General features: G+C 62.2%; 16 protein-coding genes and 2 pseudogenes. 14 read left to right on the top strand and 4 right to left on the bottom strand.

All coding sequences use genetic code 11. From position 1 onward, the window contains the following. Positions 1-222 precede the first annotated feature (222 nt). On the bottom strand, positions 223-630 hold the full coding sequence (locus ACVWW1_RS06055; protein ID WP_456655194.1) for a hypothetical protein: 408 nt from the start codon (positions 628-630) through the stop codon (positions 223-225). 240 nt (positions 631-870) lie between these two features. On the opposite strand from ACVWW1_RS06055, the gene ACVWW1_RS06050 reads away from it, so the two are divergent. Then, positions 871-1,821 (top strand): helix-turn-helix transcriptional regulator, encoded by a 951-nt coding sequence (locus ACVWW1_RS06050; protein ID WP_456655193.1) that lies wholly within the window; start codon positions 871-873, stop codon positions 1,819-1,821. 195 nt (positions 1,822-2,016) lie between these two features. Next, a complete protein-coding gene (locus ACVWW1_RS06045) occupies positions 2,017-2,958 on the top strand; it encodes a catalase (RefSeq protein ID WP_456655192.1) in 942 nt (313 codons plus the stop codon). 12 nt (positions 2,959-2,970) lie between these two features. On the opposite strand, the pseudogene ACVWW1_RS06040 reads toward ACVWW1_RS06045, so the two are convergent. Next, positions 2,971-3,904: pseudogene (locus ACVWW1_RS06040) on the bottom strand (helix-turn-helix domain-containing protein). A gap of 431 nt (positions 3,905-4,335) precedes the next feature. On the opposite strand from ACVWW1_RS06040, the gene ACVWW1_RS06035 reads away from it, so the two are divergent. From ACVWW1_RS06035 to ACVWW1_RS05980, 12 genes and pseudogenes are all read left to right on the top strand, one after another. Next, positions 4,336-5,286, top strand: coding sequence for a helix-turn-helix domain-containing protein (locus ACVWW1_RS06035; protein ID WP_207830464.1), 951 nt, complete (start codon positions 4,336-4,338; stop codon positions 5,284-5,286). 101 nt (positions 5,287-5,387) lie between these two features. Further along, positions 5,388-5,675: a hypothetical protein gene (locus tag ACVWW1_RS06030; RefSeq protein WP_456655191.1), complete on the top strand. Its 288-nt coding sequence runs from the start codon at positions 5,388-5,390 to the stop codon at positions 5,673-5,675. Positions 5,676-5,791: 116 nt separating this feature from the next. After that, the gene (locus ACVWW1_RS06025) at positions 5,792-6,997 is read left to right on the top strand and encodes an NAD(P)/FAD-dependent oxidoreductase (protein WP_456655190.1); all 1,206 of its coding nucleotides are present in this window, start codon (positions 5,792-5,794) and stop codon (positions 6,995-6,997) included. A gap of 78 nt (positions 6,998-7,075) precedes the next feature. Then, positions 7,076-7,876 (top strand): acetoacetate decarboxylase, encoded by an 801-nt coding sequence (locus ACVWW1_RS06020; RefSeq protein ID WP_207840133.1) that lies wholly within the window; start codon positions 7,076-7,078, stop codon positions 7,874-7,876. Positions 7,877-7,908: 32 nt separating this feature from the next. Then, entirely contained in the window at positions 7,909-9,087 is a 1,179-nt protein-coding gene (locus ACVWW1_RS06015) for a DUF3734 domain-containing protein (protein WP_456656628.1), read from the top strand. A gap of 30 nt (positions 9,088-9,117) precedes the next feature. Beyond that, positions 9,118-10,264, top strand: a pseudogene (locus ACVWW1_RS06010) (HlyD family secretion protein). 35 nt (positions 10,265-10,299) lie between these two features. Beyond that, positions 10,300-11,910 (top strand): MDR family MFS transporter, encoded by a 1,611-nt coding sequence (locus ACVWW1_RS06005; RefSeq protein ID WP_456655189.1) that lies wholly within the window; start codon positions 10,300-10,302, stop codon positions 11,908-11,910. 28 nt (positions 11,911-11,938) lie between these two features. Next, positions 11,939-12,403 carry a carboxymuconolactone decarboxylase family protein gene (locus tag ACVWW1_RS06000; protein WP_456655188.1) on the top strand — a complete coding sequence of 155 codons (465 nt, stop codon included), beginning with the start codon at positions 11,939-11,941 and terminating at the stop codon, positions 12,401-12,403. Between the two features lie 37 nt (positions 12,404-12,440). Beyond that, positions 12,441-13,223, top strand: a complete 783-nt coding sequence (locus ACVWW1_RS05995) for a 3-hydroxybutyrate dehydrogenase (RefSeq protein WP_456655187.1) — start codon at positions 12,441-12,443, stop codon at positions 13,221-13,223. 49 nt (positions 13,224-13,272) lie between these two features. Further along, on the top strand, positions 13,273-13,770 hold the full coding sequence (locus tag ACVWW1_RS05990; RefSeq protein WP_456655186.1) for an SDR family NAD(P)-dependent oxidoreductase: 498 nt from the start codon (positions 13,273-13,275) through the stop codon (positions 13,768-13,770). Positions 13,771-13,838: 68 nt separating this feature from the next. After that, on the top strand, positions 13,839-14,924 hold the full coding sequence (locus tag ACVWW1_RS05985) for a threonine/serine exporter family protein (RefSeq protein ID WP_456655185.1): 1,086 nt from the start codon (positions 13,839-13,841) through the stop codon (positions 14,922-14,924). A 766-nt stretch (positions 14,925-15,690) separates the two neighbouring features. After that, the gene (locus tag ACVWW1_RS05980; protein ID WP_456655184.1) at positions 15,691-15,813 is read left to right on the top strand and encodes a hypothetical protein; all 123 of its coding nucleotides are present in this window, start codon (positions 15,691-15,693) and stop codon (positions 15,811-15,813) included. A 32-nt stretch (positions 15,814-15,845) separates the two neighbouring features. On the opposite strand, the gene ACVWW1_RS05975 is transcribed toward ACVWW1_RS05980, so the two are convergent. Next, positions 15,846-16,850 carry a formate dehydrogenase subunit gamma gene (locus ACVWW1_RS05975; RefSeq protein ID WP_456655183.1) on the bottom strand — a complete coding sequence of 335 codons (1,005 nt, stop codon included), beginning with the start codon at positions 16,848-16,850 and terminating at the stop codon, positions 15,846-15,848. A gap of 31 nt (positions 16,851-16,881) precedes the next feature. Next, on the bottom strand, positions 16,882-17,478 hold the full coding sequence (gene fdh3B / locus ACVWW1_RS05970) for a formate dehydrogenase FDH3 subunit beta (RefSeq protein WP_207830490.1): 597 nt from the start codon (positions 17,476-17,478) through the stop codon (positions 16,882-16,884).

Genomic DNA, 17,478 nt, shown 5'->3' with positions numbered 1-17,478 from the left:
TAATGCGGATTGGACCCAACTACGACCCCAATCTTGCGGTTGACTCCTATAGGAATTCCCCAATGCCACCTACTGACGCGTTCTGAGCGCGTCACGTGCGACGCCGAACGATTGACTTCGTCGAACTCGGGCACCGTTTGGTCGCCGGCTAATGCGTATATCTGCTAAGCGGCCAAGCGGCGCTCATCGTCGATTGACCCTGGGTCCCCAAGCGAGGCGCTTTCAAGAAGCGGGCCAGAGCTGCTTTCCGCGAGTCGCGATCCTAACCTGGTCGCCAGGTCTTGCGAATCCGGCGCCATCGATTGCCTTGGCCCAAACCGCCTGGGCTTTGATGTTCGGGTCGACCTTGTTCTTCCGCATGTGCTTAGAGCCGGTCACAATCTCTCGGCAAACGCCCAGCGCGTCGCAGTGCGGAACGACAGCATCCTGGAATTTCTCAAGGCCCCTCTTTATGCCGGTAGGGGTTTCCTCAAACACAAACTGAAATTTTGTGGCCAGCTTGATGCGTAGCTCGGGACTGTATTGCCAAAGCCAATCGGTGACGTGCCAAACGGTAATGGCGGTGTTGAAAGCATGAAACAGCGGTTCTGGGGCCGCCTCATTGTCCTTCCAAACCGACATCGAGTTCATGAGAGCGTTTAGCTCCCAAGCAAGCTTCGTAAACATGTGTTGTGGGTGGCGACGACGACATGCGGTAAGCAGCAATCGCTCTGCAATTAGATCAATCACTCTGGGGTAGGCCGGCAAGAGGTTCGGCTAGATCATTGCAGGTCAAGCGCACACCCAAGGGCAGCCAGTAGCGTCGGCTTCGCGCCGGCCGCAAGTCACGCCGAGCACGCAAGTCCTGGTCCGCAATGCGAGCACACAGCCATGAGCAAGCCGATCCCGAACGATCCTTTGAGGGCTCCGCTAGTCGCGCCTAGCGAGCGCGAGACTGAATTGCCGGTCGCCGACCGGCGTCCCGCCGATCTAGAAATGGCACGTGTCCTCAAGACCGCACCGCTTCGCATCGCTTCGGACGCCTCCAATAGCGCCATCGCGCACTGGAAACATGGAGCTCTGCACGATGTTGTCGAGCCCATGACCGATCACGTCATCATGGCGTACAACGGCTCGATACAGTGCGTGGAGCGGCGGTCAGGAAGATCGCTTGCGACTGGAACGTTTCGTCGCGGGGTCGTGATAATCATTCCATCCGGATCAAGCTCCCGGTGGGATATTCCGAAGCCTGTTGATGTTGTTCAGCTCTATCTTCCTCGATCAACACTGAAGCGCGTGGCCGACGAAGCCGAGGCCGCCACATCGATCGATCTCCTGGAGCGAACGGCCCATCCCGACCCAATCACTTCCCGGTTGCTCCTGAGCGCAGCCGATGTGCTGGAGGGCAATGGGACCCTGGATTTGCTGTTCAGGCATCAGCTGACAGACCTCCTGGCCACGCGCCTCCTGGCTGCGCACACCGGCTCGCCAACCACGCTCCAGCCAACCGCGGGTGGGCTCTCACCGACCACCTTGCGCCGCACCATCGAGCGCCTGCGATCCGATAGCGACGCGGACGTCTCTCTCGCCGCGCTCGCTTCGGATGCTGGTCTGTCACGCTTTCACTTCTGCCGTGCCTTCAAGGAGAGCACTGGGTTTTCACCTCATGCCTGGTTGCGCCAACACCGGCTCGAGCGGGCTATGAACATGCTGCGCGACACCGATGCATCAATCGCTTGGGTGGCAGCGGAGCTTGGTTATGCCTCTCAGACCGCCTTCGCCGCGGCGTTCAGGCGATTGACCGGCGAAACACCGAGCGATTGGCGGCGACATATGCGGTAGCCGCAATCGCTCTACAGGTACAGCAATTGCTCTGGCGCAATCGCAGCTCCGACCAGCTAGATGATCAGTGTCCCTAAACTTCCAAAAGATGGAGACAAACAATGACCTCCCAATCGCCCTGCAATCAGATCAATCACTCTGGGCTAGGCCGGCAAAAGGTTCGCTAGATCATTGCAGGTCAACCCAAGACCCGCCATGTCCCAATTCCGGGTCGGTACCACCACGCCTGAGTTGATTGTTGACGCCCTGACAGCGGCAGCCGGCAATCCCGCAAGGGTACGCGCGAGCTTTGCCAAGGGCCAATGTGTCCACGGGACCTACCTCCCGTCCGATCGCGCGGGCGAAATCACGATATCCAGGAGCTTCACGAGACCGTCACGCGTGCTGGCGCGCTTCTCGATCGACGGTGGCGATCCAGGACTGGCCGACACCGACAACCTCGTGCTGCGCGGCTTTAGTTTCAGGCTTGGGGGCGGTCGCTCTCGCTCGGATATTCTCACGCAAAGCGCACCGGTGCATTTTGCGAGAACCCTCGACCAAATGCTGGCTTTCCTGAGCGCTCGCATTCCGGGACCCGACGGACGACCGGATCTGGAGAAAATCAAGGCGTTCTCCGCCGCCAATCCCGAGACGCTTCATCAGGCCCACTACATCGCGGCGCTTCCGCCGCACGCGAGTTTTACTGCCACGACCTATTGGGGCGTGCACGCCTTTCCAGCAACGAATTCGATGGGGGTGACACGGTTCATCAAGTTCAAGGTCGTCCCCGTCGGCGGAGATGCCGCGCCGATAAAGGGGATCAAGACGAAGTCTGCAGACTTCCCCCACGATGAACTCGAAGACCGAATTGCGGCACGCGACGCCCGCTTCAGTGTGCTGGCGCTGCTGGACCGTCCCGGTGATCCCACTGTCGACGTGACTCTCCGATGGCCGGACGAGGACAGTCGGGAAGAGGTTCGGCTGGGAACAATCGTGATCACCGGTGTCGAGCCAAACAAGGCGTGCGACGCGGACTTCTTCGATCCGACAAATCTCGCCGAAGGTATCGGTCATCCGCCGGACGAGATTTTCGCGGCGCGCCGCGCCGCCTACGCCATCTCGCTGGCGAAGCGTCGTCTATCAGGCCGATCGCCCTGACATTGCCCTGGACTACGTCTCGCCGTCCCACGCGCCATGTGTTTCGCGGCGCCAAACGCCCGGACTGACGCCGATCGCGGCCGAGAACACACGCGTAAAGTGGCTTTGATTGGCAAAACCGGCCGATAGTGCGATCTCGGCCAGCGGCAGATCGCGGACCGTCATCAACTGCTTGGCCGCCTCTAGTCGCCGACGAAGCAGCCATTGGTGTGGCGGCAGCCCGGTGGAGATTCGAAATGCGCGTGAAAAATGGCTGACCGAGAGATCGAATTCAGCCGCGATTTGCTGCAGTGAGAACTTCCCACCCAGATCGGAGTCGAGCTTTTCACAGGCTCGTTTCACCTGCCACGGGGCAAGACCGCCGCGAGACGGTTTTGTGATGCGCTGGAGCCCTCCATAGGATTGGGCAATGTGCGCGCTGAACGCCAAGCATCATGTGATCGACGAAAAGCTGGTTGGGCTCGTCCGGCCGACGCAGCCCTTGTAGCAGCGACGCGCCGATCTGACGCACGACCTCGTCGTCATGGCTAACGCCGATCCGACAGTCGAGTTCGCCGATGCGCGGCGCGCCGGACTGCTCCACGATGCCGTCGAGTGCAGAGCGCGGAAGATAGAAAAAGAGGGAATGGAACGGCTTGTTGATAACGTAGCGCGGATCGCGCTTGAGATCGTACAGATATGTTGTCCCTGCCCGGACATCCGCCTTCATGATGCACCTGCCGCGCTCCCAGAGCTCGCAGTCCGGATAATCGTGAAGTTTCAGGCTGACGAGAAAGGCGTCCTCCGCGATCAGCGAGCCGGAAAGACCCAGCACGGGGTTATCATCCCGGGTCTCTGTGACCGCGAGCTCGACGCTGCGCAGTGAACGCGTGATAAGCGAGGGAGGCGCACCCTTCAGGTGCAAGAACTGTCCGAGCCTCTGTCCGAAGGCTGCCGCCTGTGCCATGCGGGTCGATCTCATCGGTGGGAGTCGGAGCAGGCGATGTTCGCCTTTCGAAGTGGCATTTTATTACCGGAGGTCAGGCTCGGCCGTCTAGGCCGTCCAATGGAGCGAGGTGTGGTTCCAGCAGCTACCGGATCAATCTCCGCAAAGTCATTTCAAGAGCAATTTCAAAGTGATTGGGCTCGCCAGCAAAGACGTCCGCTCAATCTTTCAGCAAGTCCCGGTCGGTTCCATCGAGCGTTTGTGAAGGCGCCGAACCGCCCATCCCCACCGCGCCAGATCGACGACCTCAGTCGCTTGGCGCTTGCAGCGGCTTTTGGCGGAATCAGGCAAAGCACGGTCGCTTCGGGAAAGCCCCCGTAGTTCTACGCGCCTACTACTCGCATCGAAATTTTGCGGCCCTTAGACGCACACCCCGATGCGAGCACACAACCATGAGCAACCCGATCCCGCACGATCCTCTGAAGGCTCTGCTAGTTGCACCTAGCGCGCACCAGAGCGACCTGCCGGTCGACGACCGGCGTCCCGCCGATGCGGAAATGTCCCGCGTACTCAAGACCGCACCGCTTCGCATGGCTTCAGACCCGTCCAGCGGCGCGATCGCCTATTGGCAACATGGCGCTCTGCACGACGTCGTCGAGCCCATGGCTGATCATGTCATCATGGCCTACCCTACCGGGGTGCAGCGGCTGGAGCGGCGCAACGGAAAATCCGTTGCGATTGGTACAGCGCGTTCGGGCGTCGTCACGATCATTCCGGCCGGCTCAAGCGCCCGATGGGATATTCCCGGGCTCGTCAACGTCGTCCAGCTCTATCTTCCTCACAAGACGCTTGAGCGGGTGGCGCGCGAAGCCGACAAGGACGGCCCCGGCGCACTCTTGGAGCGAACGGGACATGCCGATCTCATCACGTCCCGGCTGCTCCTGAGCGCGGCAGATGCCCTCGAAGGCAACGCGGCTCTGGATGCCTTGTTCAGGCATCAGCTGACGGATCTTCTGGCAACGCGTCTGTTGGCTGCGCACGCGGGCGCGCCGACCACGTTCCAGCCAGCGCTGGGCGGATTGGCGCCGACGACACTGCGTCGCGCCATCGAACGCCTGCGCTCGGATAGCGATGCTGACGTTTCTCTTGCTGCGCTGGCTGCGGATGCCGGCCTGTCGCGCTTTCACTTCTGCCGTGCCTTCAAGGAGAGCACAGGACTTACGCCTCATGCCTGGCTGCGCCAATACCGGCTCGAGCAGGCCATGAACATGCTGCGCGACACCGATACATCGATCGCCTTGGTGGCGGCGGAGCTTGGCTATGCCTCGCAGACGGCCTTCGCCGCGGCCTTCAGGCGATTGACCGGTGAAACGCCGAGCGATTGGCGACGACGCCTGCGGTAGCCGCAATCACGCGACAGGGGCCGCAATCGCTCTGGCGCAATCGCAGCTCGGGTCCGCTAGATCATCAGGGTCCCTAAGCCTCCAACAGACGGAGACAAGCGATGACCCCGAAGACCTTCATCCCCCTTCTTGCAATCGTGCCGCGACGGAGACTTGTCGCAAGCACCATCGTGTACGGACTTTCGCTGGCGGTTCGCTTTACCTCGGCAACCGGCGAGCAAGTGGAAATACCGGCGCAGTACGTACAAGGCACAGATCCGGTGATGACCATCATGAACAGGGATGGCGCTTCGCTTCCCTATGCCGACTGGAGCCTGAACGCCACTGAGCAAGTCCTCTTTCGTCAGCACTGGCCGCGGCGGATGGCTCCGAGCTGCTCCTCTCCCTGAGAGCTAGCGAATCCGCTTCACGTCTTCGCGTCGTCGACCACAACGAACCGCCACGCGAGGAGCGGCGGCGATGACGCGCCTATGCTCGAAAAAATCAAACCACAGGAGAAAATCACATGAGACTCGTCATCATCGGCGCCGGCTTCGCCGGCATGTACGCTGCCCTTTCCGCTGCCCGCCTCCGCGATATCCAGGGCGTTTCGTCCGAGGAGCTCGAGATCGCGCTGGTTGCACCGGAGCCCACACTCGTGGTTCGCCCGCGGCTCTACGAACGCAAGCCCGAGACCCTGACGGCACCTCTCCGGGAGGTCCTCAAGGCCATCGACGTTGTCTACGTGCAAGGCAGCGCAGAAGCGATCGACAACAAGTCTCGCGCGGTGGACGTCGCCACTTCGGAGGGCACGCGACAGAAGCTCTCCTATGATCGGCTGGTCGTGGCCACCGGCAGCCGGCTCTTCCGCCCGAATATTCCCGGCCTCGCCGAACACTCCTTCAGCGTCGACCAACTCGACGATGCGATCGTCCTCGAGAAGCATCTGCACAGCCTCGCCGGTCTGCCGGCAAGGAACGGACGCGACACGGTGGTGGTTGCCGGCGGCGGATTCACGGGCATCGAGACGGCCACGGAGATGCCTGCGCGGCTCCGTGCGATTTTCGGCAAGGACGCCAAGCCCCGCGTTGTCATCGTCGATCGCAACAATGCGATCGCTCCTGATATGGGCGCAGGTCCCCGCCCGGTCATTGAAGATGCACTGCGCAAGCTCGGCGTGGAGACCCGACTCGGTGCCGGCGTCGCGGCGCTCGACAAATCGGGGGTCACGCTCTCCACCGGCGAACACATCGAAACCGAGACCGTGATCTGGGCGGCGGGCATGCGCGCCGCTCCCTTGACTGCGCACATCCCCGCCGAGCGCGACAATCTGGGTCGGCTGCTTGTCGATCGCGACCTCCGCGTGCACGGGGTCGCCGGCGTCTTTGCCACCGGCGATGCCGCCAAAGCAGCGTGCGATGATCTCGGCAATTACGCTTTGATGTCGTGCCAGCACGCCACGCGAATGGGGGCCTTCGCCGGCAACAATGCCGCCGCTGAGCTCCTGGGAGTCCCGGCCAAGCCGTATCACCAAAGGGCATACGCGACCTGTCTCGATCTGGGAGAGGCCGGTGCGATCTTCACGCGAGGCTGGGATCGGAAGCTCGAACTCGTCGGCACCGAGGCGAAGCAGACCAAGCAGCAGATCAACACCGTGTGGATCTATCCGCCCCGGGCAGAGCGTGCGGCCGCGCTGGCCTCGGCCGATCCGGAGCACGTCGGCGAAGTGTAGGCACCTTGCGCGAAACGGGCCGCGCTGGCCACGCAACAGCACGGCCCGATCACCATCAACCAACTGGAGCCGACCATGATGAAGCACGAGACCGTGCGCGCGACAGCGTTCGCCATGCCACTGACAAACCCGGCTTTTCCACCGGGCCCCTATCGCTTCACCAACCGTGAATACTTCATCATCCAGTACCGGACAGATCCGGAAGCGCTGCGCCGGATCGTACCGGCGCCGCTCGAGGTGACCGAGCCGGTTGTGAACTACGAGTTCATCCGCATGCCGGATTCCACGGGCTTCGGCGACTACACCGAAAGCGGCCAGGTCATTCCAGTGTCCTACCAGGGACAGGCCGGCAGCTTCACCCATCAGATGTTTCTCAACGATCATCCGCCGATCGCAGGGGGGCGCGAGCTCTGGGGCTTTCCCAAGAAGCTGGCGCAGCCGAAGCTCGCCGTCGAGATCGACACGCTGGTCGGCACCTTGAACTATGGCTCGGTTCGTATCGCGACGGGCACGATGGGCTACAAACACCGTGCCCTCGATATCGAGCTGGAAGCGAGGAAACTCGCCGCGCCCAACTTCCTGCTCAAGATCATCCCGCATGTCGACGGCACCGCACGCGTCTGCGAGCTCGTGCGCTTCCACCTCGAAGACATCACCGTGCGGGGTGCATGGACCGGGCCGGCCGCACTGGACCTGTATTCGCATGCTCTCGCCCCGGTCGCCGAACTGCCAGTCCTGCAAGTGCTGTCGGCCAAGCACCTCGTTGCCGACCTGACCCTCGGACTCGGCGCCGTGGTCCACGACTACCTGTCACCGGGCGCGGCCGCACAACGACGCTCATCCAGGTCCGGAATCCCTATCGAAGCGAACGCAGGTTGACCGGATCAGCCATAACATCGGGAGTTTTGGAAATGCTGAATGTCATGCGCGGTCAAACCAATGCTGTACCGAAGGAAAACAGGCCATTGCCATACGACGTCGTCGCCTTGGTTCTGCAGGGCGGCGGCGCTCTTGGAGCCTACCAGGCCGGAGTCTACGAGGGGCTCCACGAGGCCGGCATCCGGCCGAACTGGTTGGCCGGCATTTCGATCGGTGCGCTCAATGCAGCCATCATTGCCGGCTCGCCCGAAGATCAGCGGGTCGAGCGGCTGCGCGAGTTCTGGGAAACCATCTGCGCCGGTCCCGTGGGGGGGTGGCCCGCCGGCGAAGGGCTGGCCGATGGCTTGCCATTCGCTTTTGATGTTCGCTCGATGCACAACGCGTTTGCCGCGATGCGAGCCTTGTTCCATGGCCAGCCCGGCTTCTTCAAGCCGCGCTTCCCATCGCCGCTTTGGTCGCCTTTTTCAGGAGATTCAGCCACAAGCTTCTACGACACATCGCCGTTGAAGCAAACGCTGGAGCGACTCGTCGACTTCGATCGCTTGAACTCGGGCGAGGTACGCGTCAGCGTTGGCGCAGTCAACATCCGCACCGGCAACCTGACTTATTTCGATACGACCGAACGTAAGCTCGGACCGAAGCATTTCATGGCTTCCGGCGCGTTGCCGCCGGGCTTCCCCGCAGTCGAGATCGACGGCGAACACTATTGGGATGGCGGCGTCGTCTGGAACACTCCTCTCTCGCGCGTGCTGTCTAGCGAGCCACGTAACACGCTGACCTTCCAGATCGATCTCTGGTCGGCCAGGGGCCGCGTCCCCCACGACATGATGGAGGTGTCGAGCCGGCAGAAGGACATTCAATATTCGAGCCGCACGCGCGCCATCACGGACCAGGCACTACGGATGCAGAAGATGCGCCAGGCGTTGCAGCGGACGATCGAAAGGTTGCCGGAGAGCGCCAAGCAAGATCCGGAAATCCGCGCCATCGCAGACATGGCCCGCCATCGCTCCTGCAACATCATCCATCTGATCTACCAGTCCAAGATCTATGAAGGCCAGTCCAAGGACTACGAGTTTGGGCTGAGCGCAATGCGCGCTCACTGGCAGAGCGGACTGGACGATATCCGCCGCACGCTGGCGGATCCACGGCGATTGGACCCTGCGGCACCCGAGCTCGGCATCGTCACACATGACGTCCATCGCCGCGATTGAGATTTGACCCCACAGGTTTCGGAGAACGCCATGTCGACTCTTTCTTACGCCCCTGAACAGAAGGCCAAATCCCGTCTTGCTCCGTCGCGTCAGGCGATCCGGCGGGCAGCGCTTGCCCTCGCCGCCGCCCTCGGCGTCGCCGGAGCCACCTCTTTCGGCCACTACTATATCGCGACCGGCCGCTACCTCGAAACGACCGACGACGCCTATGTGAAAGCCGACTCCACGATCATCGCGCCGAAGGTTTCCGGCTACATCGCCGAAGTGCTGGTCGCGGATAACGAGCCGGTCAAGGCCGGTCAGCTGCTGGCACGGATCGACGACCGCGACTTCAAGACCGCGCTGAACCAGGCCCGGGCCGACGTTGCGGCTGCGGAAGCCGCGGTCAAGAACCTCGACGCGCAGATCGAATTGCAGCAGCCCCTCATTCAACAACAGGCGGCCGAGGTCGACGCGACCGAAGCCAATCTGAAGTTCGCGCAGCAGGAGCGCGCCCGCTACGACGACCTGATGAAGTCGGGCTCGGGAACGATCCAACGCGCCCAGCAGACCGACGCGGCGCTGCGCTCACAAACAGCACAGCTGGAGCAGGGCAAAGCTGGCCTGATCGCCGCCGACAAGAAGATCGAGGTCCTCTCCACCCAGCGCGCCCAGGCGGTCGCCCAGCTACCGCGCACGCGCGGTCGAACTGCAGGCTGCTTTGAACCACTCTTACACGCAGATCACGGCGCCGGTCGACGGCACGGTCGGCGCGCGATCGCTCCGGGTCGGCCAATACGTACAGGCCGGAACGCAGTTGATGGCGGTGGTTCCGCTCGATCAAGTCTATGTGGTCGCCAATTTCAAGGAGACCCAGCTCACCCATGTCCGCAATGGCGCGCCGGTCGAGCTGCGGGTCGACAGCTTCCATTCCACGAAGCTGAAGGGCCACGTTGACAGCCTGTCGCCAGCAAGCGGCCTGGAGTTCGCTCTGCTGCCGCCGGACAACGCGACCGGCAACTTCACCAAGATCGTACAGCGCGTGCCGGTCAAGATCCTGCTCGACGACGAGAGGCTGAAGGGCTCGCTGCGCCCGGGCATGTCGGCGGTGCCGACCGTCAACACCAAGTCGGCTGTGATCGCCGAGCGCGAGGCCGACAAGCAACTCGCCTCGCGCGGCGGCGCGCCCCGCAGCTGAACACTGCATCCTCCTTTGTACGCGAGGAGACGACCATGACCACACTGCAAACGACCATCGGTGCCGCTCCCGCGACCGAAGATCTGCCGTCGGTCGCGGCTCCCCCTGTCTCCGCAAAAACCTGGATCGCGGTGATCGGCGCCACGCTCGGCGCGTTCATGGCGGTGCTCAACATCCAGATCGTCAATGCCTCGCTTGCCGACATTCAAGGCGGCATCGGCGCTGGCATCGATGACGGCGGCTGGATCTCGACCTCCTACCTGATCGCCGAGATCGTGGTGATCCCGCTGTCCGGCTGGCTCGCGCAGGTGTTCTCGGTGCGCATCTATCTGCTCACCAACGCGTTCCTGTTCCTGGTATTCTCTGGAGCCTGCGCGCTGGCGCAGGACCTGCCACAGATGATCGCGCTGCGCGCCGTGCAGGGCTTCACCGGCGGCGTGCTGATCCCGATGGCATTCACGCTGATCATCACGCTGCTGCCGAAGGCGAAGCAGCCGATCGGGCTCGCGCTGTTCGCCGTCTCCGCGACATTCGCACCCGCCATCGGTCCGACCATCGGGGGCTATCTCACCGAGAATTTCGGCTGGGAATACGTCTTCTATGTCAACGTCGCGCCCGGCGCGATCATGATCGCGATGCTGTTCTTCTCGCTGGAAGCGACGCCCATGAAGCTGTCGCTGCTGCGCGAAGGCGACTGGGCCGGCATCGCGACCATGGCGATTGGGCTTGCCGCACTTCAGACCGTCCTGGAAGAAGGCAACAAGGACGATTGGTTCGGCTCGCCCTTCATCGTTCGGCTGGCCGTGATCGCCGCGATTGCCTTGACGCTGTTCCTCTTGATTGAGCTGACCGCGAAGAAGCCGCTCCTCAACCTGCGCATTCTGTTCCGCCGCAATTTCGGCTTCGGCGTGCTCGCGAACTTCCTGCTCGGCGTCGCGCTGTATGGCTCCGTCTATATCCTGCCGGTCTATCTGTCCCGCATCCAGGGCTACAACTCCGAGCAGATCGGCATGGTGCTGGCCTGGACCGGCCTGCCGCAGCTCGTTCTGATCCCGCTGGTGCCGCGACTGATGCAGCGCGTCGACCCGCGCCTCGTGATCGGCATTGGTTTTGCGCTGTTCGCCGCCTCCAACTTTATGAATATCTATATGACAAACGATTACGCGGCTGACCAATTGTTTTGGCCGAACGTTGTCCGTGCCCTTGGTCAGGCCCTCTGCTTCGCGCCCCTCTCAGCGGTCGCGACCGCCGGAATCGAGCAAGAGAACGCTGGATCCGCATCGGCCTTGTTCAACATGATGCGCAACCTCGGTGGCGCGATCGGCATCGCCGCGCTGCAGACGCTGCTCACCAAGCGCGAGCAATATCACTCCAACGTGCTCTCGCAGCAGGTCACGTTGTTCGAGCAGGCGACCCGCACCCGGCTCGATCAACTCACGCAGTATTTCATGAGCCATGGCGTGATCGACCGCGTCGACGCCGTCCACCACGCCTACGTCGCGATCGGCAAGGTCATCCAGAAGCAGGCCTTCATCCTCGCCTTCAGCGACACCTTCTATCTGCTCGGCGTCTCACAGGTCATCGCCCTGATCGCCGCGCTGATGCTGAGCAAGCCGGGTCAGCTCAACGCCGGCGGCGCCCACTGACTACCTTCAACCCTAGAGGAGTACGACCATGAAGGCCCGCATGAACTTCTACCAGGCCGCGCCTGAGAGTATCAAAGCGTTAACCGCCGTGGAGACCCAGATCCAGTCATCCGGCCTCGAACAGTCGCTGATCGAGCTTGTCAGAACCCGCGCCTCGCAGATCAACGGCTGCGCCTTCTGCATCAACATGCACACGCAAGATGCGCGCAAGCACGGCGAGACCGAGCAACGGCTCTATTTACTGAACGCCTGGCGAGAGGCGCCGCTCTACACGGATCGCGAACGTGCAGCGCTGGCTTGGACCGAGGCGGTGACGCTGATTACCGAAACACATGCGCCCGACGATGTCTATGAAGAGCTCCGCAAGCACTTCTCCGAAGCCGAGACCGTGAACCTGACTATCCTGATCGGAACTATCAACGCATGGAACCGGCTCGCGATCTCCCTCCGCGCGGTCCCTTCGGCCAAAGCAAAGGCGGCGACGGCCGCCTGATTTTCATACCCTCACTCAAGCTCTGAAAGGAATTCCCATGTTGAAGGGCAAAGTAGCAATCGTCACCGGATCGACCAGCGGTATCGGACTGGGCATCGCGAAAGAATTGGCCACGCTCGGCGCCGACCTGGTGTTGAACGGCCTCGGTGATGCCGGCGAGATCGAGGCAATCCGCAGCGGCATCGAACGTGAGCGCGGCGTGCGTGTCATCCACGACGGCGCCGATATGTCAAAGGAACGGGCCGTTCGCGGATTGATCGCCAGAACGGTCGAGAAGTTCGGACGCCTCGACATCCTGGTGAACAACGCCGGCATCCAGTTCACCGCGCCGGTAGAGGAGTTTCCCACTGCCAAGTGGAATGCGATCCTTGAGATCAATTTATCGGCTGCGTTCCACGGCATTGCAGCAGCGGTGCCTCAGATGAAAAAGCAGCGCTGGGGACGGATTGTCAACATCGCCTCCACCCATGGCCTCGTCGCATCAACCCACAAAGCCGCCTACGTCGCGGCCAAGCACGGGCTGGTCGGCCTGACAAAGGTTGTCGGCCTGGAAGCCGCGGGCAGCGGCGTAACTTGCAACGCCGTCTGTCCCGGCTGGGTGCGAACGCCCTTGGTCGAAAAGCAGATTAGCGACATCGCCGTGCAAAGAAGCATCAGTCAGAAGGAAGCAACGAAGGAACTCCTGGCTGAGAAGCAACCGACCCTGGAGTTCGTCTCTCCAGAACAGCTCGGCGGCACCGTGGCGTTCCTGTGTTCGCCCGCAGCAGACCAGATCACTGGCACGGCGATCTCCGTCGACGGCGGCTGGACCGCACAGTAGCAAAAGGCGGCGGTTGCCGTCGTCTTAACAGACATCATGGAGGCCCATCATGGCTGCAGAGCAGAAAGTCGCTATCATCACCGGCGCGTCGAGGGGTATCGGCGAAGCCTTGGTCAGGGGATTTCGCGATCACGGTTTCCGCGTTGTCGCAAATTCCGGCTCGATCAGGCCGTCGTCTGATCCGGATATCCTGGCCGTCGCCGGCGATATCACCGATCCCGAGATCACGACCAGTCTCGATGAACACGCGACGAGCAGGGTGCCGTCGGTGCTGGCAGCCCTGATCAAGGGCGGATTGAATGCGGCAACGAAGTCGCTCGCGATCGAATACGCAAGCAAGGGAGTTCGCGTCAACGCTGTGGCGCCCGGTGCGATCAAGACGCCGATGCATGGACCTGAAACATACGAGTTCCTGGCCAGGCTGCATCCAGTCGGACGGATGGGAGAGGTGCGCGATATTGTCGATGCAGTGCTGCACCTCGAAGGAGCCACGTTCGTCACCGGAGAGATCCTCCATGTCGACGGCGGACAGAGCGCTGGATACTAAGAATCGGGTATCGCGCGGCCTGCATCGGTCGCGCGAGCCGGCATCCGGAATTTCGAGGCAGACTTGCAATGACGAGCATCTTTCGATTGTCGCTTGATGAGTTCGAACCTCCGGCGCGCGAGGCCGCGCTGGACATTGTCGCGCTGACAGCCGCCCTGCTGTTTGCTCACGGGCAGACCACGGAGCGGACGGTGGTCACCGCCGAACGCCTCGGGCTCGCTCTGGGCATGCCGGCGAGCGTGCTGCCGGATTGGGACAAGCTCACGGTCGAGATCGAAGGCGCATCCTTGTCCCAGATCGTTCCGGCAAAGCCGCTCGGCATGGACATGAACAGGGTGCTGGCCATTACGGCTATTGTGGATCGGCTGTGCGCGGGCACGCTACGCGCAGAGGAAGCACGGCCGGCACTGTTGATGGCAGGAAGCTTGCCACCGGTCTCCACGCTCCACTTCACGTTGTTCGCAGCCATCGGCGCGGCGTCGCTCGGGGTCATCTTCGGCGCGCTCGACATCACGAGCTTGACACTGATCGCAGCGAGCGCCGCCCTCGGCGCGCTCGCCCGCCGCTGGCTATCGACGTTCAGCCGCAATCCGTTCGTCCAGCCGCTTTGTGCCGCCCTCATCGCCGGCGTCCTGGCGGCCGTCTCTGCCATCAGCCTGCATCGGCCGATCCCAACAGCTCTCGTCGCATTCTGTCCCTGCATGGTGCTCGTGCCCGGCCCGCACCTCCTAAACGGCGCGATCGATCTCTTACGCACGCGAATCGCACTTGGGATCGCTCGCCTGACATACGCCGGCCTCGTCGTGCTGATGATCTGTTTCGGCCTGCTGCTTGGCTTCACCGCCGGCGGCGCCGCCCTCCCCGCCGCAGGGCCTTCCGTGCCCGTGCCAATCCTGGCTGACGTGATTGCTGCAGGATGGGCGGTCGCCTCCTTCGGCACCTTCTTCTCGATGCCGTGGCGCATGCTGCCGCTACCGATTGCAGCGGGCATGCTCGGACATGCGGCACGCTGGGCGCTGATCTCGCTCGCGGGAGCGAATGTCGCGACCGGAGCGCTCGTTGCTTGTATTCTGGTCAGTATCGTGGTCGCACCGGTCGTGGACCGCCTGCATCTCCCCTTCGCTGAACTGGGCTTTCAGCGGTCGTTTCGATGATGCCAGGCTTCTTATTATTCGAGGCCGCGAGCGCCGTCGTCGAGTTGGTCTCGCTGGGGCCGCATGCTCCGGTAACTCTCCTGACGAGCATCGCGGCCAATGGTGCCACGGCGTTTCTGGTCATTTTGGCCATGACCTTCGGGCTGATCTTGCCGCGGATGCTGCTTGAGCACTTCCTCACCCCCGACTGTCTGAGCGCCGCGGGGACATCGCGATATCGTTCGAGAATGGAACGGGTATCCAATACTTGTTCGAGCAAACCGCTGCCACATGTCCGCGTTGCGCGCCAAAACTCCGACGCCGCCTCTGGCGCTGGGCTATCAGCGGCAACCAAGTCGCAGCGCACGGACGCTCGCGCGTCCCGATCGTGTTTGGAGTTGCGGCAATCGCGCAGTGAAGGAGCGACGCTTTCCAGATCCGGGACTGCTCGTCAGCGCTCGCCTATCCCCTACAATCGGAACTTTTTGGTCGTGCACCTGCGCTCGTCCAAGGCGGCGCCCCACTCAGAGGACATGCGTACGCTAGCTGTGGTGAGAATTTCTTTGATCTCCCGGCGCACACGTCGTGCACACACAGCCTTCTAACCAACTGACAAACTTGAACTCTCGCTCCGATCCATCATGGGCAAGTTTGAGCTAGCTCAAGCAATCGAAATCCAACGAGCCTGTTTCTTGCCGAAGGGAATGCCGGGGTTCGACGGCGCGTCTGTCCGTGACGATCCACTTTGTGTAATCTCCCTGCACTCGACCTCTTTGGGAGGATTGCCATGAGAGCCTTCCTGCTCGCCTGCGTAGCCGCTGTCGTCGTCGCGGGATTCGGCGCCGCGGTCCTTGACCGCGTGCAAGAGCCGGTCGCAGAGGCCTTTGCAACGACGGCCGTGCGGCTTTAGCGATCTCGCCCCCGGGGGAGGCGGCGTTGCTCCTACTCTGCCGCCGTGGCGGCCGGCTTCGAGCGCGCATCCTTGGCTGCGGCGCGCGTCTCCTCCTCCTCCAGCCACAGGCTGTGGTGCTCTTTCGCCCAATTGACATCCACGATGCCACTGCCCATCGCCTCGAAGGCGCCCTGCATACCGATGGTGCCGATGTAGATGTGGGCCAGCATCACCGCGACGAACAACACCGCCACAATCGCGTGGACCACCGCGGCCATTTGCATTCCTTCGATGCCGGACAGATAGAACGGGAACATCAGCTCATATCCGGTGATCGCAACGGCAGCGCCGCCGATCACAACGATCCAGTAGACCGCCTTCTGTCCGGCGTTGAAACGATAGGCCGGCGGATGATCATGACCCACGATACCGCCGCCGCGCTTGATCCACTCGACATCGACCTTGTTCGGGATATTGCCGCCGAGCCACATCAGGAAGATCAACATCACCCCGATGGTGAACGGGAAGCTCAAATAGTTATGCGCGTATTTCGCCCATTGCGACCATTCGGAGAATGCTTCGTGGCCGATCAGCGGCAACAACAGCGGACGGCCGAAGGTGATGTTCAGTCCAGAGATTGCCAGAATGATGAAGCATGTCGCAGTCATCCAGTGCGCGAAGCGCTCAAAGGCGCCGAAGCGCACGATCGTGCGCCCCGATCTCCCGGCCTGGAGGCGGACCATGCCTCGGATGAGATAGAAGGCGACGAGCGCCACGAGCATGCCGAGGATGGCAACTCCGCCGATCCAGCGCAGGGTGACGTTGCGAAATTCGCGCCACTCGCGCCCCGCCGGCTGCTCCAGCACGCCTGACCGTTGATCCGGAATACTGACACGTCCCTGGATCCGGTTGAGTTCCTGCAGAAGCTGTTGCTCCTTCACCGCGCTAGCGGTCGGGTTGATTTGTTGGGCGATGGACGGGACCGACGCCGTGATCATCAACGCGAGCGCCCATGCGCCCAGGGCGAGGCGGATGTGTTTTGCAAGAGACGCCATGAGCTCCTCCCGGTATTTGCGCGAGCCCGCCTCAGGATTCGATCGTCTCGCGATAGGCGGTTTTCCAGCCCCAGGCGCCCGAGCCGTAGCCGCGCTTCACCACACGTTCCCTGTAGATCTGAGCGATGATCTCGCCATCACCGGCGAGTAACGATTTTGTGGAGCACATCTCGGCACAGAGCGGCAATTTCCCCTCGGCGAGGCGATTCGCCCCATACTTCTCGTACTCCTCCTTGCTGCCGTCGGCCTCGGGGCCACCGGCGCAGAACGTGCACTTGTCCATCTTGCCGCGGGAGCCGAAATTGCCGATCTTCGGGTATTGCGGCGCGCCGAACGGACACGCGTAGAAGCAATAACCGCAGCCGATGCACAGATCCTTGGAGTGAAGTACGACGCCATCGGCGGTAGTGTAGAAGCAATTTACCGGGCATACGGCCGCGCAGGGCGCATCGGTGCAGTGCATGCAAGCCATGGAGATCGATCGCTCTCCGGGCTTGCCGTCGTTGATGGTAACAACGCGGCGCCGGTTGATGCCCCAGGGCACCTCGTGCTCATTCTTGCAGGCGGTCACGCAGGCATTGCACTCGATGCAACGGTCGGCGTCGCAGAGAAATTTCATCCGAGCCAT

The sequence above is a fragment of the Bradyrhizobium sp. JR3.5 genome (genome assembly GCF_054057015.1).
Note: the sequence above shows the minus strand (reverse complement) of the source record. Positions and strands in the feature narration are given on the sequence as shown.

Coding starts and splice junctions, on each gene's coding strand:
- ACVWW1_RS05980 (WP_456655184.1), top strand. CDS start 15,691: ATGAGAGCCTTCCTGCTCGCCTGCGTAGCCGCTGTCGTCGTCGCGGGA.
- ACVWW1_RS06025 (WP_456655190.1), top strand. CDS start 5,792: ATGAGACTCGTCATCATCGGCGCCGGCTTCGCCGGCATGTACGCTGCC.
- ACVWW1_RS05975 (WP_456655183.1), bottom strand. CDS start 16,850: ATGGCGTCTCTTGCAAAACACATCCGCCTCGCCCTGGGCGCATGGGCG.
- ACVWW1_RS05995 (WP_456655187.1), top strand. CDS start 12,441: ATGTTGAAGGGCAAAGTAGCAATCGTCACCGGATCGACCAGCGGTATC.
- ACVWW1_RS06035 (WP_207830464.1), top strand. CDS start 4,336: ATGAGCAACCCGATCCCGCACGATCCTCTGAAGGCTCTGCTAGTTGCA.
- ACVWW1_RS05985 (WP_456655185.1), top strand. CDS start 13,839: ATGACGAGCATCTTTCGATTGTCGCTTGATGAGTTCGAACCTCCGGCG.
- ACVWW1_RS06000 (WP_456655188.1), top strand. CDS start 11,939: ATGAAGGCCCGCATGAACTTCTACCAGGCCGCGCCTGAGAGTATCAAA.
- ACVWW1_RS06015 (WP_456656628.1), top strand. CDS start 7,909: ATGCTGAATGTCATGCGCGGTCAAACCAATGCTGTACCGAAGGAAAAC.
- ACVWW1_RS06005 (WP_456655189.1), top strand. CDS start 10,300: ATGACCACACTGCAAACGACCATCGGTGCCGCTCCCGCGACCGAAGAT.
- ACVWW1_RS06020 (WP_207840133.1), top strand. CDS start 7,076: ATGAAGCACGAGACCGTGCGCGCGACAGCGTTCGCCATGCCACTGACA.
- ACVWW1_RS06055 (WP_456655194.1), bottom strand. CDS start 630: ATGAACTCGATGTCGGTTTGGAAGGACAATGAGGCGGCCCCAGAACCG.
- ACVWW1_RS06045 (WP_456655192.1), top strand. CDS start 2,017: ATGTCCCAATTCCGGGTCGGTACCACCACGCCTGAGTTGATTGTTGAC.
- fdh3B (WP_207830490.1), bottom strand. CDS start 17,478: ATGGCTCGGATGAAATTTCTCTGCGACGCCGACCGTTGCATCGAGTGC.
- ACVWW1_RS05990 (WP_456655186.1), top strand. CDS start 13,273: ATGGCTGCAGAGCAGAAAGTCGCTATCATCACCGGCGCGTCGAGGGGT.
- ACVWW1_RS06030 (WP_456655191.1), top strand. CDS start 5,388: ATGACCCCGAAGACCTTCATCCCCCTTCTTGCAATCGTGCCGCGACGG.
- ACVWW1_RS06050 (WP_456655193.1), top strand. CDS start 871: ATGAGCAAGCCGATCCCGAACGATCCTTTGAGGGCTCCGCTAGTCGCG.